Below are 25,688 nucleotides of genomic sequence, written 5' to 3' on the forward strand. Positions count from 1 at the left end.
CCTAAGGGACGCGGGGAACTGCGCGACCGGCCACGACGCGGGGTCGGCCGCCGACGCCCCCGCGGCCCCCGTCCGGAAGGCGGGACTCAGCTCTTCTCGAACCGGAAGCCCACACCGCGCACCGTGGCGATGTACCGGGGGTTCGCGGCGTCATCGCCCAGCTTCTTCCGCAGCCACGAGATGTGCATGTCCAGCGTCTTGGTGGAGGACCACCACGTGGTGTCCCACACCTCCCGCATCAGCTGATCCCGCGTGACCACGCGGCCGGCGTCCCGCACCAGCACCCGCAGCAGATCGAACTCCTTGGCCGTGAGCTGGAGTTCCTCCTCGCCCATCCAGGCCCGGTGCGACTCGACGTCGATCCGCACACCGTGGGTGGCCGGGGGCTGCTGGGGCTCGGCCGAGCCGCGCCGCAGCAGCGCCCGGACCCGGGCCAGCAGCTCGGCGAGCCGGAAGGGCTTGGTGACGTAGTCGTCGGCGCCCGCGTCGAGCCCGACGACGGTGTCCACCTCGTCGGCGCGCGCGGTCAGGATGAGGATGGGCACGGTGTGGCCGTCGGCACGCAGCCGGCGGGCGACCTCCAGGCCGTCCATGCCGGGCAGTCCCAGGTCCAGCACGACGAGATCGACCCCGCCCTGGAGTCCGGCGTCGAGCGCGCTGGGGCCGTCCTCGCGCACCTCGACCTCGTAACCTTCCCGGCGCAGGGCGCGGGCCAGCGGCTCCGAGATGGACGCGTCGTCCTCGGCGAGCAGTACACGGGTCATGAGCTGATGGTAGACCGCCCGCGCGTGAGGCCGGGGTGTGGTCGGCAGCAGTGCTCTTACCTTTGTACCCTGCTGGTACAAACCAATGACGGTGCGATGCGAATGTGGAAGACACCTTGGAAACAGGTCGCGCGGTTCCCATGATTCCTGTGATCCGTGTCTCAAGTCCTTCCATATCCGGCAGTGTCCTGCCGTATGGTGACCTGAACGCCTGTAGCACACCGGGGGCCTTTTGGCGGGCACATGACGCCAAGGGTCTCCCTTTCTGTGCGGGCTGACTCCGCTCAGCCTTGAAAGGAATGACCTCTGGCCGGGCTCGTTACGCAGTGACGCGTAGGAGCGTGGATCCCGGTGGTCGCCGTCCTCCGCCTTCGATGCCTTCGATGCGGGAACCCCCAGGGCGTGGGGGCGGACGCCCGACCCTGCCGGTGCCGGCCGCACCCCCCACCGGGCGCGCAGCGCTCCATCGCGCGTCCCGACCAGCAAGGAACGACCATGGCGTCCAGCCTGACGAAGGACTCGGTCCGTCCGGAGACCCCGGGCACCGAGAAGACCTTCTTCGGCCACCCCCGCGGCTTGGCCACTCTCTTCATGACCGAGATGTGGGAGCGGTTCTCCTACTACGGCATGAGGGCCCTGCTCCCGCTGTATCTGGTCGCTCCGGGCGGCCTGCACCTCAGCGCGGGCACCGCGACGGCGATCTACTCGGTGTACCTGTCGCTCGTGTACCTGCTCGCCCTGCCGGGCGGCTGGGTCGCGGACCGCCTGCTCGGCCCCCGCAAGACGGTGGCCGTCTCCGGTCTGATCATCATGCTCGGCCACCTGTGCCTGGCGCTGCCCGTGGCCGCGAGCTTCTACGTCGGCCTGGTACTGGTCGCCATCGGCTCGGGTCTGCTGAAGGCCAACATCTCCACGATGGTCGGCCACCTGTACAAGGGCGTGGACGACCCGCGCCGTGACGGTGGCTTCACCGTCTTCTACATCGGCATCAACCTGGGCGCCTTCATCGCTCCGCTGGTCATCGGCACGGTGGGCGAGAACGTGAACTGGCACCTCGGCTTCGCGCTGGCCGCGCTCGGCATGGCGCTGGGCCTGGTCCAGTACCTGCTGGGCGGCCGTCACCTCGCCGCGCGGAGCAACGAGGTCCCGACCCCGCTGTCCGCCGAGGAGAAGAAGTCCACGCTGCGCAAGGGCCTGATCTGGCTCGGCATCGCCGTGGTCTTCTACGCCCTGGTGGGCGGCACCGGCCACTTCACGCTGAACTGGGCGCTGATCCCGCTCACGATCATCGGTCTGATCGTGCCGATCCTGGTGATCGCCCGGATCTACCGCGACAAGGACCTGGAGCCCGCCGAGCGCTCGAAGGTCTCCGCGTACATCTGGTTCTTCGTCGCCGCCGCCGTGTTCTGGATGATCTACGACCAGGGTGGTTCCACCCTGTCGCTGTTCGCCGACAGCTCGGCCAAGAACACCATCGCCGGCTGGGAGTTCCCGGTCTCCTGGTACCAGTCGGTCAACCCGGTCATGATCATGGCGCTGGCCCCGGTCTTCGCCTGGCTGTGGCTGTGGCTGAACCGCCGCGGCAAGGAGCCGAGCACGATCGTGAAGTTCGGCTCCGGTCTGGTCCTGGTCGGCGCGTCCTTCTTCCTCTTCCTCGCTCCGCTGTCGATCGCCGAGGGCGGTCACAAGGCCGCGGCGATGTGGCTGGTGGCGATCTACTTCGTGCAGACCGTCGGTGAGCTGGCGCTGTCGCCGGTGGGCCTGTCGGTGACCACGAAGATGGCGCCGAAGAAGTACGCCTCGCAGATGATGGGCGTCTGGTTCCTCGCGGTCACCGCGGGCGACTCGATCACCGCCCTGCTGTCGAACCCGGCCGTGGGCGGGGTGAACCTCGACAAGATGGGCTTCGTCGCCCTGGAGGCGATCCTGGCCGTCGTCGCCGGTGTCGCCGTCTGGATGTACCGCAAGAAGGTCAAGGCTCTGATGGGCAGCGTCAACTGACCTGACCCCGCTCCGCCGGACACACGAAGGGCCCCGCATCGAGGATGCGGGGCCCTTCGCCGTTCTCGTAGAGCCCGGTGCGTAGAGCCCGGTGCGTAGAGCCCGGTTCTAGGCGGGGGCGGCCAGTTCCGCCCAGACCGTCTTGCCGGAGCCGTCGGGGGTGCGTACGACGCCCCAGTCCAGGCTCAGGCGCTGCACGATGAACATGCCGTGGCCGCCGGGTCGGCCGGCCTGGTGCGGGGTCCGGGGGGCGGGCTGGCCGGCGCCGCGGTCGGTGATCTCGAGACGGATCACCTTGCGGTCGCAGGACAGGAGCAGCTCGTCGGGTCCGTCGGCGTGCAGGCAGGCGTTGGTGACCAGCTCGGAGACGACGAGGAGCACGTCCTCGGCGGCGGCCCGCTGCTCGGCGCCCGAGGCGGGGAGCCAGCCCCACTCGTAGAGCGCCTGGCGGGTGAAGTCACGGGCGAGCGGGACCACCCCGCTCTCGCCGTCCAGGCTGAGCCTGCGGACCTGCCGTCCCCTCGCCTCCGGCGCGGCCTCGGAGGGGGCGACGGGCAAGGCGGCGCTCAAGGCCGCCTCGGACGCCGTCGCGCCTCCTTCGGGCATGCCGGAAGCGCCGCTCGGCTCCGGGCCACCATCGCCCGGCGAGTAGGGCCGGGTGGTGCTCATCAGCGCTTCACCTCACCGATCCACCAGTACACGATTCCAAAGTCCGACTCCGTTCGGTCCCGGACGGCCGATTCACCGTCCGCCCGGTGTCCGCGTGCTGCCTCCGTCACCTTCCGCGTCCGCCCTCGTCTCATACGTCGCGCCGGACCCCTTCTCCGGTTCCCGGAGCGGGTTCGGCGGCGGGGCTGCCGAAAGGTTTCAGATGTCTCCTGCCCGACTGATCCCCCGGAACACCCCCTCATTCACCCGACGCAGGGAAGCGACGGCCGGAGGGGGCGCGCGGGAGGAGTCAGCCGGTCTCGCCCGCCAGGGCGGCCTCCACGGAGTCGTGGACGGTGAAGACCGCCTCGGCTCCTGTGATCTCGAACACGCGCGCGACTACGGGCAGCATGCCCGCGAGGTGCACGCCACCGCCGGCGGCGTCCGCCTTCAGGCGGGCCCCCAGCAGCACGTTCAGTCCTGTCGAGTCGCAGAACTCCAGCCGTGAGCAATCCACGACGAGTCGCGTGAAGCCCTTCTCCAGGAGGTCGTCGAGCGGCTCGCGCAGTAGATCGGCGGTGTGGTGATCGAGTTCACCTGCCGGCGTCACTACGGCGCTGGAACCCTCTTCCCGCACCTCCACCAGAAGCCGGCCCGACTGTGCGCTGCCGACCGTCCCGTGGTCCATGCCGTCTCTCTCCCGAGTCTTGGCTGCTGATGCCCTCGAACATTACGCCTTCCAGCCACACTTCGACACCCGAACAACCCCCCAGAAACGGGCATATAGCCGCAAATGACACTTGCGACCAACTCGCCGAAGCAGGTAGGGCTAGTACGACACACATCCCTACACGCCGGCTTCGGAGGCGCCGCACACCGCAGTGCACGTATCGGCTTCGGCAGCCATATGCCGAGAACGATGGAGGACACCCATGTCAGCCCGGCTCGACGGATCGCCTACCCACAAAGCGGCGTCGACACCCCCACCGGAAATGCTGGACCACACCATCGACCCTCTCGACCCCCTGGCGGGGCTCCCCGAGATCCCGCCCTTCGACGAGGTCGGCCCGGTGGACGCGCGAGCCCTGTCCAAGACGCTCTTCGAGCGCCTGGAGTCGCTGGAGGAGGGCACGTACGAATACTCGTACGTCCGCAACACCCTCGTCGAACTGAATCTGGCGCTGGTGAAGTTCGCCGCCTCTCGGTTCCGTTCCCGCAGCGAGCCGATGGAGGACATCGTCCAGGTCGGCACGGTCGGCCTGATCAAGGCGATCGACCGCTTCGAGATGTCGCGCGGGGTCGAGTTCCCGACCTTCGCCATGCCGACCATCATCGGCGAGATCAAGCGCTTCTTCCGTGACACCTCGTGGTCCGTGCGCGTCCCGCGCCGCCTGCAGGAGCTGCGGCTGGACCTGGCCAAGGCCGGGGACGAGCTCGCCCAGCGGCTGGACCGCGCCCCCACCGTCGCGGAACTGGCCGAGCGCCTCGGGCTCTCCCACGAGGAGGTCGTCGAGGGCATGGCCGCCTCGAACGCCTACACCGCCTCCTCCCTGGACGCGCAGCCCGCCGAGGACGACGCCGAGGGCGCGCTCGCGGACCGGATCGGGTACGAGGACCACGGGCTCGAAGGCATCGAGTACGTCGAGTCGTTGAAGCCCCTCATCGCCGAACTGGCGCCCCGCGACCGGAAGATCCTCTCCCTGCGGTTCGTGGCGGGGCTGACCCAGTCCGAGATCGGCGAGGAGCTGGGCATCTCGCAGATGCACGTCTCCCGGCTGCTGTCGCGGACGTTGACGCGGCTGCGCAAGGGACTGACGCTGGACGAGTGAGGGTGGGCGCCGCCGGGAGGCGGACCTTTCCCGTACGCGTGAGGCGGCCCGGCCGAAGATGCCGGGCCGCCTCTTCCGTGCCGCCGGTGCGCGAACCGTTATGTGTTACCTGAAGTAACCCCTTTCCCGGACCGCACCCCTCCAGCACCATGGGCCCCCCGACTGACTGGTATGTCAGAACCCCAGGGGACGGAGGGTGCGCATGGCTCAGCCCGAGCCGGACAAGGACGTCCAGGACACGCCGGACGCGCGGCTCACCGAACTGCTGCGCGCCCCCACCCAGACGGCGTACCCGGCGCTCCAGGAGTTGCGCCGCCGCCACCAGCCGGCGGTACTCGCCTACGCCCGCCTGTGCACCACCGGCGAGTCCACCGCCCGCAGGCTGGCGGCCGAGGCCCTCACCGAGGCCGCCCGGGACACGGCGCGCGGCATCGAGCCGAACGTGCCGCTGCGCCACCACCTGTTGCTCCTGGCGGGGCGGGCCGCGGCCTCCTGGGCCCGCGACGAGCGGGCGGCGGGCCTCGATCCAAGTCTGCTGCTGGTGCTCAATTCCGTTGCCGCGCCCGAGGGTCCGACCCCGCCCCTGCTCCCGGCGTTCCAGGCGCTGCCCTCCCGCGACCAGGGCCTCGTCTGGTACGGCGTCCTGGAGGAGGAGGCCCAGGAGCGGACCGCCGCCTACCTCGGCCTCGCCCCCGCCGCTGTCGCCCACGGCACCTCGCAAGCCCTGCAGGCGCTGGCCCAGGCGTGTCTGCGCCACCGGCTGGCCGCGTCCGACGACCCGCGCTGCGCCGACTTCCGCCGGCTGATCGAGGAGGCGGTACGGCCGGAGCGGCCCCGCCGCAGCGTCGACCTGGACGCGCACAAGGCCCGATGTCCTTGCTGCACGGCCGCGTTCGAGGACCTGAGCGCGCTGCGGGACGCCCCGCGGCAGGCCCTCGCGGAGGGGCTGCTGCCCTGGGGCGGCACGGCATACGCCCACCGAGGCGGCCCCGCACCGGCCACGGCGCCCGGAGGGCCCGCCCCCCGCCGGAACCGGCCACCGCGGCGGCGTTATCTGCCGGCCGCGGTGGTCCTGGGCGCGGGCCTCGTGACGCTCCTGGGGTTCCTGCTCCTGCGCACCGACGACTCCCCCGGACAGCCCGTGGCCAACCCGGCGCCCCCGCGGGTGACGGTCACGGCGACGTCCTCCTCCTCGCCCGTCGCCTCCCCCACCCCGTCCCGGACGGCGAAGTCCCCCTCTCCGAGCAGGACTTCGCACCGTCCGGCACCCCGGCCGACCCACCGCGAGCCCAGGCCCTCCCCCACGCCTGCGCCCCCGCCGCCTCCGGCGCCGGGCGCCGCCTACGCCCAGGTGGTGAATCTGGCCACCGGCTTATGCCTGGACGTACGCGACGGCGACTTCGACAAGGGCACCGACGTCATCACCGCTCCCTGCACGTCCTCGCCCGCCCAGCGCTGGAGCGTCGACAGCGACCTGGGGGTCGTCCGCTCGGCCGCCGACTCCGATTTCTGCCTGGACAGCCGGGGCGACGTCGACCGGGGCGTGGGCATCTGGGCCTGCGACTCGGTCAACGGCAGCAACGGCCAGAACCTCCGCTTCACGGTCGACCCCGACGGAACCATCCGGCCCGGCATCGCCATCGAGACGGCCTTGGTGCCCGACGGCGGTGGCGGGGTGGAACTGCGGCCCCTGGACGGCGGGCGGGAGCAGCGGTGGCGGGCGGGAGCCCGCTGACGGGGACGGGGCCCGCGCGCGGAGGGCACCGGGCCGGTCAGGCCACCCGGACGCCGCTCCGCCACACCTCGCCGACCAGCGGGACGCCGGGACGGTAGGCCAGGTGGACGTGGCTGGGCGCGTCGAGGAGGACCAGGTCGGCGCGGGCGCCGGGGCCGAGACGGCCGACGTCGGTGCGGCGCAGGGCCGCGGCCCCGCCCGCCGTGGCGGCCCACACGGCCTCGTCCGGGGTCATCCCCATGTCCCGCACCGCGAGCGCCACGCAGAACGGCACGGACGAGGTGTACGACGAGCCGGGGTTGCAGTCCGTGGAGAGCGCCACCGTGACCCCCGCGTCCAGCAGACGGCGCGCGTCCGGCCACTCGGCACGGGTGGAGAACTCGGCGCCGGGCAGCAGCGTGGCGACCGTGTTGCCGCCGGCCAGGGCGTCCACGTCGGCGTCCGTGAGGTGGGTGCAGTGGTCGGCGCTGGCCGCGTCCAGCTCCACGGCCAACTGGACGCCGGGGCCGTACGAGAGCTGGTTGGCGTGAACGCGCGGGTGCAGGCCCTTGGCGCGGCCGGCGGTGAGGATGGCGCGGGCCTGGTCGGCGCCGAAGGCGCCCTTCTCGCAGAACACGTCGATCCAACGGGCGTGCGGGGCGCAGGCGTCCAGCATCTCCCCGGTCACCAGGGCGACGTACGCGGCCGGGTCCTCGGCCAGTTCGGGGGCGACGATGTGAGCACCGAGGTAGGTCACCTCGTCGGTGTGGGCGGCCGCGAGGCGCAGGGCGCGGGACTCGTCCTCGACGGTGAGGCCGTAGCCGGACTTGGTCTCCATCGTGGTGGTGCCCTGGCGGAGCGCCTCGGCCAGGTGGCGGGCGAGATTGGCCTCCAGCTCCGCGTCGGAGGCGGCGCGGGTGGCGGCGACCGTGGTGCGGATGCCGCCGGCGCTGTAGGCGCGGCCGGACATGCGGGCGTTGAACTCGGCGGTGCGGTCCCCCGCGAAGACCAGGTGCGAGTGGGAGTCCACGAAGCCCGGCAGGACCGCCTTCCCACCGGCGTCGAGGTGATTGTCGGTGGCGGGTGCTTTGCTTGACTCACCGGCCCACACGACGCGTTCGCCGTCGATGACCAGGGCCGCGTCCTGGATGAGTCCGAGAGGGGAATTGTCACCGAGGGAGGGGTCGTTGGTGACCAGCGTGGCGATGTTGGTGATGGCGGTGCTGCTGCTCATGGTGTGCTCGGTGTCCTCAGTCGTGCCGGTGGGGGTGCCGGTGGGGGTCAGTCGCGCAGGGCGCCGATCGCGTCGGCGAGGGCCGAGGGCACATCGGGCACACGCGTGTGCGCCCCGTCCCGTACGACCTGGCGGCCGCCCACGACCGTGTGCCGGACGTCCGCCGCGCTCGCCGCGAATACGGCTGTCTCGGCGCCTAGCCGGGGCGGCGGTCCGGCCGTCCTGACCGAGTCGAGGGCGATGGTCGTGAAGTCGGCCAGGCGTCCCGGCTCGATGGCGCCCGCCTCCTGCCAGCCGAGCGCCGCGTGTCCGTCCTCGGTGGCGGCGCGCAGCAGCGCGGCCGCGGTCCAGTGGCCGCGGGTGCGGGTGCGCAGCCGCTCGTCCAGCTCCATCGCGCGCGCCTCTTCGAGCAGGTCGATGACGGCGTGGCTGTCGGAGCCGAGGGAGAGCGGGGAGCCCGCGCTCTGCAGGGCGGCGGCGGGCCCGATGCCGTCGGCCAGGTCGCGTTCGGTGGTGGGGCACATGCAGGTGCCGGTGCCCGAGCCGCCGAGCAGGGCGATGTCCTCGCCGGTCAGGTGGGTGTTGTGCACACCGGTGGTGTGCGGCCCGAGCACGCCGTGGTCGGCGAGCAGCCGGGCCGGGGTGACGCCGTGCGCGGCGAGGCAGGCGTCGTTCTCGGCGGTCTGCTCGGAGAGGTGGACGTGCAGCGGGGCCCGCCGCTCCTGGGCCCAGCCCGCGACGGTCGTCAACTGGGCGGCGGGCACGGCCCGTACGGAGTGAACGGCCGCGCCGATCCGCGCGTGATCCTGTGCCTTGAGAACTGAACAGCGCTCCGCCCAGGCGTCCGCGGTGCCGTCGGAGAAGCGGAGCTGATGGCGGTTGGGGGGCTCGCCGAAGCCCGCCGAGAGGTAGGCGGTGTCCAGGAGGGTGATGCGGATGCCGGCCTCGGCGGCGGCCGCGATCAGGGCCTCGCCCATGGCGTTGGGATCGGCGTAGGGCGTGCCGCCGGGGGCGTGGTGGAGGTAGTGGAACTCCCCCACGCAGGTGATCCCGGCGAGGGCCATCTCGGCGTACACCGCGCGGGCGAGGGCGTGGTAGGTGTCCGGGGTCAGCCGGTCGGCCACGGAGTACATCACCTCGCGCCAGGTCCAGAAAGTCCCGGAGCCGACCTGGACGGTGCCGCGCAGGGCCCGGTGGAAGGCGTGGCTGTGCGCGTTGGCGAGGCCGGGCAGGGTGAGGCCGCGCAGGACCTCGGCACCGGGCGGCGGGGCGGGCGTGCCGGTGCGGACGGCGGTGGTACGGCCGTCCGCGACCTCGACGAGCACCCCCGGCTCGACATTGCTGCCGAGCCAGGCGTGCTCCAACCAGTAGGTTCCCTGGGTCACCTGCGGGTCAGTCCTTCCAGTACGTCGGCGAGGGCGCGCACCCCGGCCACGCAGTCGTCCTCGGTCGCGGACTCGGCCGGGGAGTGCGAGACCCCGGTGGGGTTGCGTACGAACAGCATGGCGGTCGGGACGCTCCCGGAGAGAATCCCGGCGTCGTGCCCGGCGCCGGTGCCCAGCACGGGCACCGTCAGCCCGGTGTCCCGGCCCAGCAGGCGGCCGAGCTCGTCGCGCAGGGCGTGGTCGAACTCCACGACCGGGGTGAAGGACTCCCGGGCCACGTCCAGGTCGATGCCGTGGGCGTCGGCGTACTCCCGCGCGGCCCGCGTGATCCCGGCGAGGACCGTGTCCAGCGCCTCCTGGCCGGGGGCGCGGGAGTCCAGCCAGCCCCGCACCAGGGAGGGGATGGCGTTGACCCCGTTGGGCTCCACGGAGATCTTGCCGAACGTGGCCACGGCACCGGCGAGTTCGGCCTCCCGCCGGGCGGCCAGCACGGTCTCGGCATAGGTCGGCATGGGGTCGCGCCGGTCCACGAGCCGGGTGGTGCCGGCGTGGTTGGCCTCGCCCCGGAAGTCGAACCGCCAGCGCCCGTGCGGCCAGATGGAGCTGGCGATGCCGACCTGGTCGCCGGACAGGTCCAGCGCGCGGCCCTGTTCGACATGCAGCTCTACGAACGCGCCGATACGGGCGAGGCGTTCGGGGTCGGCACCGATGGCGTCGGGGTCGTGACCGGCGGCCGCCATCGCCTTGGGCAGGCTGATCCCGTCCCCGTCGGTCAGCAGATGCGCCTGCTCGACGGTGAGCTGCCCGGCGGCCAGCCGCGACCCCACACAGGCCAGTCCGAACCGGGCCCCTTCCTCGTCCCCGAAGTTGACGATCCCGAGGGGCCGGTCGAACGTGGCGTTCCTGAACCGGAGTTCGTCCAGCGCGGCAAAGGCGGACACGACTCCCAGGGGGCCGTCGAAGGCCCCACCGTCGGGCACGGAGTCCAGATGCGACCCGGTGACGACGGCATCCCCGTCGGCGGGGTCACCGAGCCAGGCCCACTGATTCCCGTTCCGGTCCACCTCGTAGGCCAGCCCGCGCGCCTCGGCCTGCTCCTGGAACCAGGCCCGGCATTCGGCGTCGGCGGAGGTCCACGCGTGACGCCGGTACCCTCCGGAGGCGGAGCTGCGCCCGATGGGAAGCAGCTCGGCCCACATCTCCTGGAAGGAAGCCGCACGGGGGGAGGCCCCCTCCGCCCCCACCGCGGAGCCGTGCCTCACGCGTCGCCACCCTCACGCATGGGCACCCGGACGTCCCGCTCCTCGGCAACGGACTCCGCGATGTCGTACCCCGCGTCCACGTGCCGGATGACACCCATCCCGGGGTCGTTGGTCAGCACCCGCCGGATCTTCTCCCCCGCCAGCGCGGTCCCGTCCGCCACACTGACCTGCCCGGCGTGGATGGACCGGCCCATCCCCACACCGCCCCCGTGGTGGATGGAAACCCAGGAGGCCCCGGAAGCCACATTGACCATGGCGTTCAGCAGCGGCCAGTCGGCGATGGCGTCGGACCCGTCCAGCATGGCCTCGGTCTCGCGGTAGGGCGACGCGACGGACCCGCAGTCGAGATGGTCACGCCCGATGGCGAGCGGAGCGGCAAGCTCACCGCTGGCCACCATGTCGTTGAACCGCTCCCCCGCCTTGTCCCGCTCCCCGTACCCGAGCCAGCAGATCCGGGCCGGAAGACCCTGGAAGTGCACCCGCTCGCCGGCCATCTTGATCCAGCGCGCGAGGGACTCGTTCTCGGGGAACAGCTCCAGCAGCGCACGGTCGGTCTTGGCGATGTCGGCCGGGTCGCCGGAGAGCGCGGCCCAGCGGAAGGGGCCCTTGCCCTCGCAGAACAGCGGCCGGATGTAGGCGGGGACGAAGCCGGGGAAGGCGAACGCGCGGTCGTAGCCCGCGAGCTGGGCCTCGCCGCGGATGGAGTTGCCGTAGTCGAAGACCTCGGCGCCCGCGTCCATGAAGCCGACCATCGCCTCGACGTGCCGGGCCATGGACTCGCGGGCGCGGGTGGTGAACCCGGCCGGGTCCTTCGCGGCGGCGTCGGCCATGTCCTCGAAGTCGACGCCGACCGGGAGGTAGGCCAGCGGGTCGTGCGCGGAGGTCTGGTCGGTGACGATGTCGATGGGGGCGCTCATGGCGAGGAGCTGCGGGACCAGTTCGGCCGCGTTGCCGAGGACGCCGATGGAGAGCGGGCGGCGGGCGTCGCGGGCCTCGGTGGCGAGTTGGAGGGCGTGCTCCAGGCTGTCCGCCTTCACATCGAGGTACTTGTGCTCGATGCGGCGCTCGATGGCGCGGGGGTCGACGTCGATGCAGATGGCCACGCCGTCGTTCATGGTGACGGCGAGCGGCTGGGCGCCGCCCATGCCGCCGAGCCCGGCGGTCAGGGTGATGGTGCCGGCCAGGGTGCCGCCGAACTTCTTCGCGGCGACGGCGGCGAAGGTCTCGTAGGTGCCCTGGAGGATGCCCTGGGTGCCGATGTAGATCCAGGAACCGGCGGTCATCTGGCCGTACATGGTGAGGCCGAGGGCCTCCAGGCGGCGGAACTCCTCCCAGTTGGCCCAGTCGCCGACCAGGTTGGAGTTGGCGATGAGGACGCGCGGCGCCCACTCGTGGGTCTGCATGACGCCGACCGGGCGGCCGGACTGGACGAGCATCGTCTCGTCCTGCTTCAGCGTCCGCAGCGTGCGCACCATGGCGTCGAAGGAGCGCCAGTCACGGGCGGCCTTGCCGGTGCCGCCGTAGACGACGAGCTTGTCGGGGTGCTCGGCGACCTCGGGGTCGAGGTTGTTCTGGAGCATCCGGAGGGCGGCTTCCTGCTGCCAGCCCAGGGCGCTCAGTTCCGTGCCGCGCGGTGCTCGTACGGGGCGGGGTCCCGACATCGTGTGCTCCTCCTGTTGCTGTCTCTATTCACATAGTCCAGTCGTGAATAGAGCTAGTCAATAGGTACCGGGTGCCATCGCCCGCGCGTCGGGAATGTTTGGCTGGAACCGTGAACGCGGGCGAGCGAGAGGGACGAGGGCACACCGTGGCACAGGAGACCGTGGAGCACGACGGCACCGACGCGCGGGAGCGGGAGGCCGCCGCGCGTGTCGCCCGGCGGGACGCCGCCGTGCGAGGCGCCGTGACCGGCGGCCTGCTCGGGCCGGACGCGCCGCTGGCCGCCCTGCTGGACGTGGCGGGCATCCGGGAGTCGGCGGCTGCCCTGCGCGCGGCGTTCGACGCGGTGGTGGCGCCGGGCACCCCGGTGCTGCACGCCTTCGCGGTGAAGGCGGCCCCGCTGGTCCCCGTGCTGAGCCTGCTGCACGCGGCCGGCCTGGGCGCCGAAGCGGCGAGCCCCGGCGAGCTGGCCCTCGCCCGCGCGGCCGGGGTGCCCGCCTCGCGGACCGTGCTCGACTCCCCCGCCAAGACGCCCGGCGAGCTGCGCGAGGCGCTGGCGCTGGGGGTCGCCGTCAACGCGGACAACCCGCAGGAGCTGGCCCGTATCGACGCCCTGATGGCGGCCGGGTCCACCCGGTCCCCGCTCGGCATCCGGGTGAATCCGCAGGTGGGCGGCGGGACCATCGGGGCGACCTCCACGGCGACGCCGACCTCGAAGTTCGGGGTGGCGCTGTTGGACGAGGGGGCCAGGGAGTGGGTGGTGCGGGCGTACCTGGAGCGGCCCTGGCTGACCCGGCTGCACGCGCACACCGGCTCGCAGGGCATCCCGCTGCCGCTGATGGCGCGGGGCGTGGCGGAGGCGTACGCGCTGGCGGAGGAGGTCAACGAGCGGGCCGGGCGGCGCCAGATCGACACCCTGGACATCGGCGGCGGGCTGCCGGTCGACTTCACGGCCGAGGCGACCGCGCCAGCGTACGCGGACTATGCCCGGCTGCTGGCCGCCGAGGTGCCGGGGCTGTTCGACGGGCGGTACGGCCTGGTGACCGAGTTCGGCCGGTCGCTGCTGGCCAAGCACGGCACGGTGCTGGCGCGGGTGGAGTACGCCAAGAGCGCGGGCGGCCGGCGGATCGCGGTGACGCACGCGGGCGTGCAGGTGGCCGCGCGGACGGTGTACGCCCCCGCGCAGTGGCCGCTGCGGGTCGCCGCGTACGACGCCGAGGGTCTGCCCAAGACCGGGCCGGAGGTGGTGCAGGACGTGGCGGGGCCGGCCTGCTTCTCCGGGGACCTGCTCGCCGAGGGGCGTTCGCTGCCCGCGCTGGAGCAGGGCGACCTGGCGGCCGTGCTGGACACCGGGGCCTACTACTTCGCCCACCACTACTCGTACAACTCCCTTGCCCGGCCCGGCATCTACGGCTTCGTGCCGGACGGGGCCGGGGGCGTGGAGTTCGCGGTGGTGCGCGAGCCGCAGACGGTGGCCGAGATCGTGGCCGAGTCCGGAGGGGCGCACGCGGACGCGCTCACCACGCTGGACGCGCCCGGGAGCCGTTGACACCGCACGTCCACGCGGAGGACAAAGGCCCACGGACAAAGGGCCCGACTTCCGCGCAACACAGTGCCAATCGGCCCACGATAGTGCGCCGGACGCACGTTCCAACGGAAAATGCCAAAGCCCTCACCCGCCACGCACACGTTGCGTAGTGTCAGTGTCACTGAGCCGGAGACCCAGGCGGGGAGGGGAGCCCACGGTGCCCGGAATCGACGAATGCTTACTGGAAGCCATGCGGCTGCCCGGCGCCCGGGGGGCGGCGCTGGTGGACTGGACCAGCGGACTGGCCCTCGGGACGGTCGGCGAGGCGCCCGGCGGTGACCACGAGACCACGGCCGCCGAGGCCGCCGAACTGGCCCGGCTGGCCGCCGAGCACGGCGCCTTCTCCGCCGGTGAGAGCGAGGACGGGCGGCCGCCCGTCGAGGACGTGATCGTCAGCAACCACGACAGCTATCACCTGTTGCGGTTCGTGGACACGTCCTTCGACAGCAGCGTCTTCCTCCATCTGTGGGTGGGTCGCGCGGAGGGCAATCTCGCCCTCGCCCGGATCAGGCTCGGCGAGATGGCCGACCGGCTGGTGCTGGGATGACCGTGGTGGACATACCCCCGCCGCTGCCCGTGCGGGACCGGAGCGACCAGCGCGACGTGGCGGCGGGCGCCCTGTCCCCGATGCTCAGACGGCTGGCGGAGGAAGAGGCCACCGGCGTCCTCGTCCGCGAGCACGGCACGCTCTACCTGGCCCAGGGCAGAGTGGTGCACGCCGAGAGTCCGCTCGCCCCCGGCCTCGGCGTGCTCCTCACGGCCCACGGCACCCTCGCGGCCACCGCCTGGCGGCGCGCCACCGAGCACTCCACGAGCCCCGCGGACGCTGCCCGCCTGCTGCTCGACGCCGGGCTGCTCCCCGAGGGCGCGCTGGAGCTGTGCCACCTGGACGCGCTGTACGACGCCGGGTACTTCGCCCTGGCGCCCAGCAGCACACCGGGCCGGTTCCGCTACGACGGCGCGCCCCGGCTGGGCCCGCTGCCCTCGGTGCCGGTGGTGTCGCTGGAGCGGGAGACGCTGCGCCGGCGCCTGCTGCTGCACCGGCTCTGGCCCGACCCGGCCGCCGACAGCGCCCCGCTGATCCGGGCCGACCCGGCGGGCGCGGCCCAGGTCCCGCCCCGCCGCCGGGCGGTGCTGGAGCGGGTGGACGGGGCCCGTACCGCGCTGCGGATCGCCCACGACCTGGGACGCCAGGCGTTCCACACCCTGGTGGACGTACGGCGGCTCACCGCGGACGGGCTGCTGGCGCCGATGCCGGTGCCGACCGCGCCCGACCCGCCGCCCGCGGGGTTCCACCCGCCCGCCCCGCTCACCGTCACCGACCCCGACATCGCGCTGCTGAAGAGGCTCAGGAATGCGCTGGAGGCGCTTTGAACGGCAACCGCCCGCCGAGAGGAGAGAGCTGATGCTGCCCGAATCGGACCTGGCCGCCGTGGTGGACGAGCTGCGGCGGCTGCGCACCCGCGTACCCCAGCTCACCGGCGCCCTGGCGGCGGGCGTGGACGGCCTGGTCGTCGCCCACGACACGCCCGGGATCGACCCCGACGGGCTGGCGGCGCTCACCGCGGCCTCACTGGGCGTCGCCGTCCGGCTCGCCGACGCCACCGGCAACGGCGGCTTCCGGGAGCTGCTGGTGCGCGGCGAGCGCGGCTATGTCGCCACCTACGCGGCCGGGCGCACCGCCGTACTGACGCTGCTCGCGCAGGACCGGGTCAACGTGGGGCGGCTGCACCTGGAGGGCCGCCGGGCCGGCGCCCGTGTCGGGGAGCTGCTCGACGCCGCCGAGGCCGAGGCGCGGCGCCGCCCGCCGGAGCGGCCCGCCCGGCCCGCGCCCGCCCGTACCCGCGCCGCCACCCGCACCCCGCGGGCCACGGTCACCGAAACACCTACCGCAACCGAGAGATGAACCTCCGAAAGGACAGCAGAACCATGGCGAACACCGAAACGGCACTGAAAGAGGCGCTCACCTCCATCGAGGGTGCCAGCGGCGTCGCGCTCGTCGACTACACCAGCGGCATGGCGCTGGGCACGCTGGGCGGAAGCAAGACGTTCGACCTGAACGTCGCCGCCGCGGGCAACACCGACGTGATCCGCGCCAAGATGCGCACCATGGAGCACCTGGGGCTCAACGCCGAGATCGAGGACATCCTGATCACCTTGAGCGACCAGTACCACCTGATCCGGCTGCTCAAGGGCCGGGGCGGCAACGGCCTGTTCCTCTACCTGGTGCTGGACGGCCGGGCCAACCTGGCCATGGCCCGGCACCAGTTGAAGCGCATCGAGCAGGACCTGGAGGTCTGAGCCACCCCGACGCCGTGGCACGGCGGCGGGCCCCGCCGGGGGCCGCGTCGCCCGCCGCGCCACCGTGTCCGACGTTCGCGCGCATGAGGCAACCGGAGACGGGCCTCAAGAGCGCGCCGGTCACTCCACGAAGAGCCCTCGGGCCGAGGCCCGCGCGTCGAACTCCTCCAGCCGGGCCTGCGCGTCGGGCAGCCCGTCGCACAGCGCCTCCAGCAGGACCCGGCCCAGCAGCATCGGCGCGCACGCGGTGTCGAAGGCGAGCCCGGTGCCGACGGCGGCGGGCAGCAGCAGGTCGGAGTACTTGGCGACCGGCGCGAACGCGGAGTCGGCCACCGTGACGATCGTCAGCCCGGCCTCCCTGGCGTACGCGAGGGTGTCCAGCACCTCGCGCGGGTGCCGGGGCAGGGCGAAGCAGAGCAGCGCGGACGCCCCGGCCCGTACGGCGGCGTCGATGCGGTCCTGCACCATCGAGCCGCCCTCGTCGAGCAGCCGGACGTCGGGGTGGACCTTGGCGGCGAAGTAGGCGAAGCCGAACGCCTGCGGGGCGGCCGCGCGCAGACCCAGCACCAGCAGCGGGCGGGAGGCGGCCAGGACCCGCCCCGCGCGCTCGACCGGGGCGGGGTCGGCGAGGAGTTCGGCGAGGTGGCGCAGGTTCTCGATCTCGGCCTCGACGGCCTGCTGGTACTCGTTGAACGCGCCGTTGTCCGCGGCAGGTTCGGCGGGTACGACCTCACGCAGATGGCGGCGGAGCGCCGGGTAGCCGTCGAAGCCGAGGGCGACCGCGAACCGGGTGACGGAGGGCTGGCTGACCCCGGCCAGCTCGGCCAGCTCCACGCTGGACAGGAACGGCACGTCGGCGGCGCGGCGCACCATGCTGTGCGCGATCCGGCGCTGGGTGGGCGTGAGCCGGTGCCCCTCGAAGAGCGCCTGCAACCGGTTCGCTGGGCTGTCGCTCGCGCTCATGCCGCGCTCCCCTCCAGATGTCGTCGGGTCCTGGACGCCCCCGCGCGGAAAGTACGGAGGGTACAGCGCCGGGGCAGGGTCGGGCACCGTCGCCTATTCAGACGCGATAGCCCTTGCATACCTTTATACAGCGCGGCGGGCGGCCCGTCAGTCGGCCAGCAGATCCTCCGGCGCGGACCGGGCGATACCGGCCAGGGTGTCCAGGGCGGGGCCGAGCACGTCGGCGGGCGGGGAGGCGAGGGCGAGCCGTACCGTGTGCGGGGCGCTGTCGCGGCGTACGGCGAAGGCGGCGGCCGGGGCGACGGCGATGCCGTGCCGCGCGGCGGCGGCGACGAAGGTGTCCGCGCGCCAGCCCTCGGGCAGCCGCCACCAGCAGTGGTAGGCGGCCGCGTCCCCGCGCACGTCGAACCCGTCGAGCCGCCGGGCCCTGCGCGCCTGCCGTTCGGCCGCGTCCCGCCGCTTGTCCGCCGCGAGCCTGTCGGCGGTGCCGTCGCGCTGCCAGCGGCGCATGACCTCCAGGGCGAAGCGCATCGGGGTCCAGCCGCCGGAGCGCAGCGAGGCGGCCAGGGCGTCGGTGCGGGCGGGGGGTGCCACAAGAAAGCCGAGGGTGAGGCCGGGGGCGACGCGCTTGGAGAGGCTGTCGACGAGCACGGTCCGGTCGGGCAACAGGGCCGCGAAGGGCGGGAGTTCGCCACGCAGGAAGCCCCAGACGGCGTCCTCGACCACGGGGAGGTCCAGCCGGGTCAGCACCTCGGCGAGCGCGGCCAGCCGGGCGGGCGGGGCGGTGAGCGAGAGCGGGTTGTGCAGGGTCGGCTGCGTGTAGACGGCGTGCAGCGGAGCGCGCCGGTGGGCCTGCTCGACGGCGCCGGGGACGAGCCCCTCGTCGTCCATGGCGAGCGGTACGAGAGTGACGCCGAGCCGGGCGGCGACCGTGCGGATGACGGGGTACGTCAGCTCCTCCACGCCGAGCCGGCCGCCGGGCGGGACCAGGGCGGCCACGGCGGCGGAGACGGCCTGGCGGCCGTTCCCGGCGAAGAGCACCTGGCCGGGGTCGGGGTGCCAGCCGCCCCGGGCGAGCAGGTCGGCGGCGGCTTCGCGGGCGGCGGGGGTGCCGGCGGCGCCGACCGGGCGGAGGGCGTCACCGAGGATGTCGGGGCGGGTGAGCGGGGCGAGGCCCTCGGCGAGGAGGGCGGCATGGCCGGGGAGGGTGGAGTGGTTCAGCTCCAGATCGACTCGGGCGGCGGCCGGTTCGGTGAGGGCGGGGGCGGCGGCCTGGGCTCCGGCGCGGACGTACGTGCCCCGCCCGACCTCGCCGACGGTGAGGCCGCGGCGGGCGAGTTCACGGTAGACGCGGGTGGCGGTGGAGTCCGCGATGCCGTGCCGCCGGGCGAACGTGCGCTGCGGGGGCAGCCGGTCACCGGGGCGGAGGGCTCCGCTGCGGATCTCCGCGGCCACCGCGTCGGCCACGCTCCGGTAATCGCTCACTCCGGGCCCCCTCCCACGACATTGCCCCGAGAACAATAGCGGCTATTGCACCGAGAGTTGACGGCTCATAGCCTCAAGGCAATACCGCTCACGCACCCAACGGGGGGACCTTCCATGCTCATCGAGCCGAGCGCTGCCCTCGGAGTGACGGTGGTGGCCCTCGGGATGGTCCTCACACCGGGCCCGAACATGATCTACCTGGTCTCCCGCAGCATCACCCAGGGCAGACGCGCCGGGCTCATCTCCCTCGGCGGGGTCGCCCTCGGCTTCGTGGCCTACCTGCTGGCGGCCAACCTCGGCCTCTCGCTGCTCTTCCTCGCGGTGCCGGAACTGTACGTGGCGGTGAAGCTGGCCGGCGCGGGATACCTCGCGTACCTGGCCTGGTCGGCGCTCCGGCCGGGCGGCGTCTCGGTCTTCGCCCCGCGCGAGGTGCCCCCCGACTCCCCGCGCCGGCTCTTCACGATGGGCCTGATGACGAACCTCCTCAACCCGAAGATCGCCATCATGTACCTGTCCCTGATCCCCCAGTTCGTCTCCCTGGACCGAGGCCACATCCTCACCCAGGGCCTCCTCCTGGGCACTTGCCAGATCGCGGTGAGCGTGGCGGTCAACCTCGCCATCGTCCTGGCCGCCGGCACGATCGCCACGTTCCTGTCCCGCCGCCCGTCCTGGCTGAAGATCCAGCGGTACGCGATGGGGACGGTACTGGGGGCGCTGGCCCTCACCTTGGCGACGGACACGTCGGGTCCGAGCGCCACGAGGTGAGGCCCCCGCGGAAAAGCCCTGTGAAAAACATCCGCGGGGACCGCCGCACCCCCGGTGAAGGGGGGCGGGACGACGGCGGTCCCCGCGGAGGACGCGGGTCGGGTCAGGCCCGTGCGCGTCCGAGGCGCCGTGGGAGGTCCGGGAGCCGCTCCGGAGGTTCCTGGGCGCCGTTCGGCGCCGGCCGGGGCGGGGAGCCTCCCCCAGTGCTCAATGCCTGGGAGGTACCCCCACCGCCCTGCCGGCACCCACCACTGTGCCGGGCCCGTGTTAAGCACGTGCTGCGCGCACGTGACACGCTCGTGCCGGTTGGACCACGGCCCGGTCAAACGCGTTAGTGCAGCCCGCCCTTGGCCAGGAAGGACAGCAGGTCCTGGCGGCTGACGACGCCGGTCGGCTTGCCCTCGACCAGGACGATCGCCGCGTCGGCCGCGCCGAGCACGGACATCAGGTCGCCCACCGGCTCGCCGGAGCCGACCTGGGGCAGCGGGGCCGACATGTGCTTCTCCAGGGGGTCGCCGAGCGAGGCCCGCTGGGAGAACAGCGCGTCCAGCAACTCGCGCTCCACGACCGAGCCGACGACCTCGGCGGCCATCACGTCCGGGTGACCCGCGCCCGGCTTCACGACCGGCATCTGCGAGACGCCGTACTCGCGCAGCACCTCGATGGCCTGGCCGACCGTTTCCTCCGGGTGCATGTGGACCAGGGACGGGATGACGCCGCCGGCCTTGTCCTTGAGCACGTCGGCGACGCGGGCGCTGGGGCCCTCGTCCTCGAGGAAGCCGTAGTCGGCCATCCACTCGTCGTTGAAGATCTTCGACAGGTAGCCGCGGCCGCTGTCCGGGAGCAGGACGACGACCACGTCGTCCGGGCCGAGGTCCTCGGCGACGCGCAGCGCGGCGACGACCGCCATGCCGCAGGAGCCGCCCACCAGCAGGCCCTCCTCCTTGGCGAGGCGGCGGGTCATCTGGAAGGCGTCCTTGTCGGAGACCGGCACGATGCCGTCGGCCACGTTCCGGTCGTAGGCGGTGGGCCAGAAGTCCTCGCCGACGCCCTCGATCAGGTACGGGCGGCCCGAGCCGCCGGAGTAGACGGAGCCCTCCGGGTCGGCGCCGATGACCTTGACCTTGCCGCCGCTGGCGTCCTTCAGGTAGTTGCCGGTGCCGGAGATGGTGCCGCCGGTGCCGACGCCCGCCACGAAGTGGGTGATCTTCCCGTCCGTCTGCTCCCACAGCTCGGGGCCGGTCGAGTGATAGTGCGAGGCGGGGTTGTTCGGGTTGGAGTACTGGTCGGGCTTCCACGCGCCCGGCGTCTCACGGACCAGCCGGTCGGACACGTTGTAGTACGAGTCCGGGTGCTCGGGGTCCACGGCGGTGGGGCAGACCACGACCTCGGCACCGTACGCGCGCAGCACGTTGATCTTGTCCATGCTGACCTTGTCGGGGCACACGAAGATGCACTTGTACCCCTTCTGCTGCGCCACGATGGCGAGCCCGACACCGGTGTTGCCGCTGGTCGGCTCGACGATCGTGCCCCCGGGCTTCAGCTCCCCGCTCGCCTCCGCCGCCTCGATCATGCGCAGCGCGATGCGGTCCTTCACGGAACCGCCGGGGTTGAAGTACTCCACCTTGGCCAGGACGGTGGCCTGGATGCCCTCGGTCACGTTGTTGAGCCTCACCAGCGGGGTGTTGCCGACGAGGCTGATCATCGAGTCGTGGAAATGCACCGTTGTCTCCGGTTGCTTGCAAAAAACTGTGGTCGTCGTGGTTGTGCCAGCCTACGGCCAGTGGGAGGGAATGCGGACGGGCCTTCACTCAGTGTGGAGATTGGCGCACATGCCGTACGGGGCAAGGAGTGGGTACGGCTACGAGGAGGTGGCGGCGACGCATGACGAGCTTGTCGAGGGCGAGAGTGGCCCGGCGCATCGCGGCCGGGGCGGCGTACGGCGGGGGCGGGATCGGACTGGTGGGCGCGGCCGCCGTCGGACTGCTGCTGACGGAGATGCGGATGGCGCGGCGCCATGTGAACAACGGCGGCGCCACCGGCCGGGTACCCCTGGCGGACGGTGTGTACGGCGCGGGGTACGGGCGCTTCGGCGAGCCCCCGCTGCGGCTGGCGATGCTGGGCGACTCCACGGCCGCCGGACAGGGCGTTCACCGGGCGGGCCAGACACCGGGCGCGCTGCTGGCCTCGGGCCTGGCGGCGGTGGCGGAGCGGCCGGTGTCGCTGCGCAACGTCGCCCTGCCGGGCGCCACCTCGGACGACCTGGAACGTCAGGTGGCGCTGGTGCTGGCCGCCCCGATCACCGCGCCCGACATCTGCGTGATCATGATCGGCGCCAACGACGTCACCCGCCGCATCCCGCCCACCCGCTCGGTCCGGCACCTGTCGGCCGCGGTACGACGGCTGCGCTCGGCCGGTGCCGAGGTGGTCGTCGGCACCTGTCCCGACCTCGGCACCATCGAGCCGGTGCGGCAGCCGCTGCGCTGGCTGGCCCGGCGCGCCTCACGGCAGCTGGCGGCGGCGCAGACCATCGGGGCGGTGGAGCAGGGCGGCCGGACGGTGTCGCTGGGCGATCTGCTGGGCCCGGAGTTCGCCGCCAACCCCCGCGAGCTGTTCGGCCCGGACCACTACCACCCGTCGGCGGAGGGGTACGCGACGGCGGCGATGGCCGTACTGCCCACCCTCTGCGCGACGCTCGGCCTGTGGCCGGCCGAGGAGGAGGCGCCGGACGCCTCGCGCCGGGAGGGCTTCCTGCCGGTGGCCCGCGCGGCCGCCGAGGCGGCGTCGGAGGCGGGTACGGAGGTCGCGGCGGCGATGCCGACCGGCCCGCGCGGCCCGTGGGCGCTGCTCAAGCGGCGCCGGCGCCGCCGGGTGCGGGAGACAGAACCGGTCACACCGTCCTGAAGGGCACACCGTCCTGACGGGAATGACGCCGGACGGGAATGACACTGGCCAAGCAAGCGCTTAGACAATTGCGGCCAGTGTCACACCGCCGCACCGGTGACCCGGACCATACGTACGGGTAACTTCCGACTCGGCCCTGCCCGAACTCCCGCAAGCCTCTGGAGCCGTGATGCCCGAAGCCGTCATCGTGTCGACCGCCCGCTCCCCCATCGGCCGCGCCTTCAAGGGCTCCCTGAAGGACCTGCGCCCGGACGACCTCACCGCCACGATCATCCAGGCGGCACTCGCCAAGGTCCCCGAGCTGGACCCGAAGGACATCGACGACCTGATGCTCGGCTGCGGCCTGCCCGGCGGCGAGCAGGGCAACAACCTCGGCCGGATCGTGGCCGTGCAGATGGGCATGGACCACCTGCCGGGCTGCACGATCACCCGCTACTGCTCCTCCTCGCTGCAGACCTCCCGGATGGCGCTGCACGCCATCAAGGCGGGCGAGGGCGACGTCTTCATCTCCGCCGGCGTGGAGATGGTCTCCCGCTTCACCAAGGGCAACTCCGACAGCCTGCCGGACACGCGCAACCCGTTCTTCGCCGAGGCCGAGGCCCGCACCGCGGCCGTCGCCGAGCAGGAGGGCACCACCTGGCACGACCCGCGCGAGGACGGCCTGGTCCCGGACGCGTACATCGCCATGGGCCAGACCGCCGAGAACCTGGCCCGGCTCAAGGGCATCACCCGCCGGGAGATGGACGAGTTCGGCGTCCGCTCGCAGAACCTCGCCGAGGAAGCCATCAAGAACGGCTTCTGGGAGCGCGAGATCACCCCGGTCACGCTGCCCGACGGCACCGTGGTCGCCAAGGACGACGGCCCGCGCGCGGGCGTCAGCCTGGAGGGTGTCGAGGGCCTGAAGCCGGTGTTCCGCCCCGACGGCCTGGTCACCGCGGCCAACTGCTGCCCGCTGAACGACGGCGCCGCGGCCCTGGTCATCATGAGCGACACCAAGGCCCGCGAGCTGGGCCTGACCCCGCTCGCGCGCATCGTCTCCACCGGTGTCTCCGGCCTCTCCCCCGAGATCATGGGCCTCGGCCCGGTCGAGGCGAGCAAGCAGGCGCTGAGCCGGGCCGGTCTCGGTGTCGGCGACATCGACCTGGTCGAGATCAACGAGGCGTTCGCCGCCCAGGTGATCCCCTCCTACCAGGAGCTGGGCATCGACCTGGACAAGCTGAACGTCAACGGCGGCGCCATCGCGGTCGGCCACCCCTTCGGCATGACCGGTGCCCGCATCACCGGCACGCTGATCAACTCCCTGCAGTTCCACGACAAGCAGTTCGGTCTGGAGACCATGTGCGTCGGCGGCGGCCAGGGCATGGCCATGGTCATCGAGCGCCTCAGCTGAGACCTCTCCTGATCGACCCTCGGTGACCGTCTCCGCACGGTCGGTCGCGAACGGCCCAGAACCCGGTAAAGCCCCCTGGTTCTGGGCCGTTTTGTGATCCAATCTCCCCCAGGGTGTGACCTATCTCGCTCACTGGGGGATCGATGCAGGTCAATGCCGGGGCCCGAGTGACACCCGAGGCCGCCGGGGCCAAAAGCCTGTCCGTTTCGTGACGTTACGCACTGACAGGCGGTCAGTCCACCCTTCAAGCTGAGGTAGGAAGTCGGGGGTCGACTTTGAACCTGGGAGTACGTCAGTGAGCGCCATGTCCATCGCCCTGCTGCTCACCACGGCCGCCACGGGCGCCGTGGGCGTCGCCGTCCTGTGCACCGTGCTGCGGCTGCGCCGCCAGATCGCCGAGCTGCACACCCAGCTCGCCGCGAACCAGGCGGCCGAGATCCGCGCACTGCTGCCCGCGGCCCGCACCACCGCCGACGCGGAGGAGATACGCGAGGCCGTGGCAGCCGCGCTCGCCGAGGAGCGGGAGCGCGAGCTGGCCGAGGCCCGCGCCTTCTGGGCCGCGCAGGAGGTCCGCGACCTCTCCGACGCGCCGCCCCCGCTGTACGGCCTGGACGCCGATACGTTCCTGCCCCGCCCGTCCGACTTCGCGGGCCTGGAGCCGGTGTCGGAGCCGGCCACCGAGCCCGACGACTTCGCCGGCGACTCCCCCGAGCTGGCCGCGGCCCGCCGCCGCCACCCCTCGCACCCGGACTTCGTCCCCGTGCAGTCGCCGGTCGGCGACGAGGAGGACCGCGCCGTCACCATCCTGGAGCGGCTCTCCGCGGAGGGCACCGCCCTGGCCGACGTCCGCCCCGGCCCGCTGGGCACGCTCGACGTCTACGTCTTCGCCGACGGCACCACGCTGTGCATGACGCCGGGCCACCGCGAGACCGCGGAACGGCTGGCCGCCGCGCTCCAGGAGGGCGAGGCCCCCTGCCTGCTGGGCGGCTCGGGCATCTCCGGCGCCTTCACCCTGACCTTCGCCTGCGGCGAGGAGACGGTGTACGTCCTCGCCGACCGGGTCATCGCCTCGCTCTAGCCGGGCGCCCGAAGACGCCTCGCACCTCAGACACCGGCCCGCTTGCGGGCCTCCTCGACCAGCTCGACGGCTTCCGCGAGCTGGTCCTCGTCCTGGAGCGCGAGCGCCAGGTCGTGCCCGGCCACCGTGATCTGGTCGGCCGCCGCGAACATCCCGGCGTCCGGCATCTCCCGCGGCTCACTGCCCGGCTCCTCCAGCTCCTGCGCCCGCCGGGCCAGCTCGCGCGCCACCGCCAGCGCCTCGGCGGCCGCGCCGCGCTGCAGCCGGCTCTGCGGGGCGGCCCGCAGCCGGTCGGCGAAGAGTTCCACTGCTTTGGTCAGGGGCGTCGTATCCAGCACGGGCCGAGCGTAACGCGGGCACTGTTGCCAAGCGGCCCGTGCTCGGGCACGGTGACCTGAAGGACCGGCCTTATTTTCCCTTGTGTCCGGAGGCGCCGATGTCCCAAGTCTTCTCCGAGGAGACCCACCGCAACCTGCTCGCCCGCATCCCGCACTGCACCGGCCGCGAAGTCACCGACTGGCTGCGCACCGTCGACGAGGGGCCGTCCCTCTTCCGCTTCGAGGACAAGGTCAACTGGCTCCGTCACGAGCACAACCTCGCGTACGGCCACGCCAAGGCGATCATCCACGAGTACGACCTGAGGAGGGCCGCGCGGAAGCTGGGCTGACCGGCCCGGCCCCGCACATGACGGAGGGCCCCCGGCGCGTGTGCACCGGGG

24 protein-coding genes are annotated in these 25,688 nt (G+C 72.7%); 13 read left to right on the forward strand and 11 right to left on the reverse strand.

The window, feature by feature from the left end:
- Positions 1-86: 86 nt before the first annotated feature.
- Complete coding sequence (locus E5082_RS14870; protein WP_030814361.1) at positions 87-764, reverse strand: response regulator transcription factor; 678 nt, start codon at positions 762-764, stop codon at positions 87-89.
- A gap of 495 nt (positions 765-1,259) precedes the next feature.
- Between E5082_RS14870 and E5082_RS14875 the strand changes: the two genes are divergently transcribed.
- Positions 1,260-2,765, forward strand: coding sequence for a peptide MFS transporter (locus tag E5082_RS14875; protein WP_135791739.1), 1,506 nt, complete (start codon positions 1,260-1,262; stop codon positions 2,763-2,765).
- A 108-nt stretch (positions 2,766-2,873) separates the two neighbouring features.
- Here the strand turns inward: E5082_RS14875 and E5082_RS14880 are convergent, their stop codons facing one another.
- Complete coding sequence (locus E5082_RS14880) at positions 2,874-3,434, reverse strand: ATP-binding protein (protein WP_135791740.1); 561 nt, start codon at positions 3,432-3,434, stop codon at positions 2,874-2,876.
- Between the two features lie 289 nt (positions 3,435-3,723).
- Positions 3,724-4,101: an STAS domain-containing protein gene (locus tag E5082_RS14885; RefSeq protein ID WP_030814352.1), complete on the reverse strand. Its 378-nt coding sequence runs from the start codon at positions 4,099-4,101 to the stop codon at positions 3,724-3,726.
- Positions 4,102-4,345: 244 nt separating this feature from the next.
- Here E5082_RS14885 and E5082_RS14890 point away from each other — a divergent pair, with 244 nt between their 5' ends.
- Positions 4,346-5,242: an RNA polymerase sigma factor SigF gene (locus E5082_RS14890; RefSeq protein ID WP_135791741.1), complete on the forward strand. Its 897-nt coding sequence runs from the start codon at positions 4,346-4,348 to the stop codon at positions 5,240-5,242.
- A 202-nt stretch (positions 5,243-5,444) separates the two neighbouring features.
- Positions 5,445-6,977 carry an RICIN domain-containing protein gene (locus E5082_RS14895; protein WP_135791742.1) on the forward strand — a complete coding sequence of 511 codons (1,533 nt, stop codon included), beginning with the start codon at positions 5,445-5,447 and terminating at the stop codon, positions 6,975-6,977.
- A 37-nt stretch (positions 6,978-7,014) separates the two neighbouring features.
- On the opposite strand, the gene hutI is transcribed toward E5082_RS14895, so the two are convergent.
- From hutI to hutU, 4 genes are read right to left on the reverse strand one after another with little or no spacing between them, the layout of a single operon-like run.
- Entirely contained in the window at positions 7,015-8,190 is a 1,176-nt protein-coding gene (hutI, locus tag E5082_RS14900; protein WP_135791743.1) for an imidazolonepropionase, read from the reverse strand.
- A 47-nt stretch (positions 8,191-8,237) separates the two neighbouring features.
- Positions 8,238-9,575 carry a formimidoylglutamate deiminase gene (locus E5082_RS14905; RefSeq protein WP_135791744.1) on the reverse strand — a complete coding sequence of 446 codons (1,338 nt, stop codon included), beginning with the start codon at positions 9,573-9,575 and terminating at the stop codon, positions 8,238-8,240.
- Positions 9,572-10,774: an allantoate amidohydrolase gene (locus E5082_RS14910; RefSeq protein WP_135792109.1), complete on the reverse strand. Its 1,203-nt coding sequence runs from the start codon at positions 10,772-10,774 to the stop codon at positions 9,572-9,574. Before E5082_RS14910 ends, E5082_RS14905 begins: the two co-directional genes overlap by 4 nt.
- A gap of 59 nt (positions 10,775-10,833) precedes the next feature.
- Positions 10,834-12,498: a urocanate hydratase gene (gene hutU, locus E5082_RS14915; protein ID WP_135791745.1), complete on the reverse strand. Its 1,665-nt coding sequence runs from the start codon at positions 12,496-12,498 to the stop codon at positions 10,834-10,836.
- A gap of 146 nt (positions 12,499-12,644) precedes the next feature.
- Between hutU and E5082_RS14920 the strand changes: the two genes are divergently transcribed.
- From E5082_RS14920 to E5082_RS14940, 5 genes are all read left to right on the forward strand, one after another.
- Positions 12,645-14,045: a type III PLP-dependent enzyme domain-containing protein gene (locus E5082_RS14920; RefSeq protein WP_135791746.1), complete on the forward strand. Its 1,401-nt coding sequence runs from the start codon at positions 12,645-12,647 to the stop codon at positions 14,043-14,045.
- A 196-nt stretch (positions 14,046-14,241) separates the two neighbouring features.
- Positions 14,242-14,631 carry a hypothetical protein gene (locus E5082_RS14925; RefSeq protein ID WP_078858580.1) on the forward strand — a complete coding sequence of 130 codons (390 nt, stop codon included), beginning with the start codon at positions 14,242-14,244 and terminating at the stop codon, positions 14,629-14,631.
- Positions 14,628-15,458, forward strand: a complete 831-nt coding sequence (locus E5082_RS14930; protein ID WP_135791747.1) for a transcriptional regulator — start codon at positions 14,628-14,630, stop codon at positions 15,456-15,458. Before E5082_RS14925 ends, E5082_RS14930 begins: the two co-directional genes overlap by 4 nt.
- A 31-nt stretch (positions 15,459-15,489) precedes the next feature.
- Complete coding sequence (locus E5082_RS14935) at positions 15,490-15,990, forward strand: roadblock/LC7 domain-containing protein (RefSeq protein ID WP_135791748.1); 501 nt, start codon at positions 15,490-15,492, stop codon at positions 15,988-15,990.
- Positions 15,991-16,013: 23 nt separating this feature from the next.
- On the forward strand, positions 16,014-16,385 hold the full coding sequence (locus tag E5082_RS14940; protein ID WP_135791749.1) for a roadblock/LC7 domain-containing protein: 372 nt from the start codon (positions 16,014-16,016) through the stop codon (positions 16,383-16,385).
- 120 nt (positions 16,386-16,505) lie between these two features.
- Here the strand turns inward: E5082_RS14940 and E5082_RS14945 are convergent, their stop codons facing one another.
- On the reverse strand, positions 16,506-17,348 hold the full coding sequence (locus E5082_RS14945; RefSeq protein WP_135787595.1) for a MurR/RpiR family transcriptional regulator: 843 nt from the start codon (positions 17,346-17,348) through the stop codon (positions 16,506-16,508).
- Between the two features lie 147 nt (positions 17,349-17,495).
- Positions 17,496-18,833: an aminotransferase-like domain-containing protein gene (locus tag E5082_RS14950; protein ID WP_135791750.1), complete on the reverse strand. Its 1,338-nt coding sequence runs from the start codon at positions 18,831-18,833 to the stop codon at positions 17,496-17,498.
- A 114-nt stretch (positions 18,834-18,947) separates the two neighbouring features.
- Between E5082_RS14950 and E5082_RS14955 the strand changes: the two genes are divergently transcribed.
- A complete protein-coding gene (locus E5082_RS14955) occupies positions 18,948-19,598 on the forward strand; it encodes a LysE family translocator (RefSeq protein ID WP_135791751.1) in 651 nt (216 codons plus the stop codon).
- A gap of 331 nt (positions 19,599-19,929) precedes the next feature.
- On the opposite strand, the gene E5082_RS14960 is transcribed toward E5082_RS14955, so the two are convergent.
- Positions 19,930-21,321, reverse strand: a complete 1,392-nt coding sequence (locus tag E5082_RS14960) for a cystathionine beta-synthase (RefSeq protein WP_030814288.1) — start codon at positions 21,319-21,321, stop codon at positions 19,930-19,932.
- 161 nt (positions 21,322-21,482) lie between these two features.
- Between E5082_RS14960 and E5082_RS14965 the strand changes: the two genes are divergently transcribed.
- From E5082_RS14965 to E5082_RS14975, 3 genes are all read left to right on the forward strand, one after another.
- Complete coding sequence (locus E5082_RS14965; protein ID WP_190045334.1) at positions 21,483-22,502, forward strand: SGNH/GDSL hydrolase family protein; 1,020 nt, start codon at positions 21,483-21,485, stop codon at positions 22,500-22,502.
- 169 nt (positions 22,503-22,671) lie between these two features.
- A complete protein-coding gene (locus E5082_RS14970; protein ID WP_135791752.1) occupies positions 22,672-23,892 on the forward strand; it encodes an acetyl-CoA C-acetyltransferase in 1,221 nt (406 codons plus the stop codon).
- Positions 23,893-24,187: 295 nt separating this feature from the next.
- On the forward strand, positions 24,188-24,970 hold the full coding sequence (locus E5082_RS14975; protein ID WP_135791753.1) for a hypothetical protein: 783 nt from the start codon (positions 24,188-24,190) through the stop codon (positions 24,968-24,970).
- Between the two features lie 26 nt (positions 24,971-24,996).
- Here E5082_RS14975 and E5082_RS14980 read toward each other — a convergent pair whose 3' ends face one another.
- A complete protein-coding gene (locus tag E5082_RS14980; RefSeq protein WP_167514081.1) occupies positions 24,997-25,278 on the reverse strand; it encodes a hypothetical protein in 282 nt (93 codons plus the stop codon).
- A gap of 128 nt (positions 25,279-25,406) precedes the next feature.
- Here E5082_RS14980 and E5082_RS14985 point away from each other — a divergent pair, with 128 nt between their 5' ends.
- Entirely contained in the window at positions 25,407-25,637 is a 231-nt protein-coding gene (locus E5082_RS14985) for a DUF4287 domain-containing protein (protein WP_086690129.1), read from the forward strand.
- The last annotated feature ends 51 nt before the right edge of the window (positions 25,638-25,688 follow it).

The organism is Streptomyces griseoluteus, from assembly GCF_004784465.1.
GTDB classification, from domain to species: domain Bacteria; phylum Actinomycetota; class Actinomycetes; order Streptomycetales; family Streptomycetaceae; genus Streptomyces; species Streptomyces griseoluteus.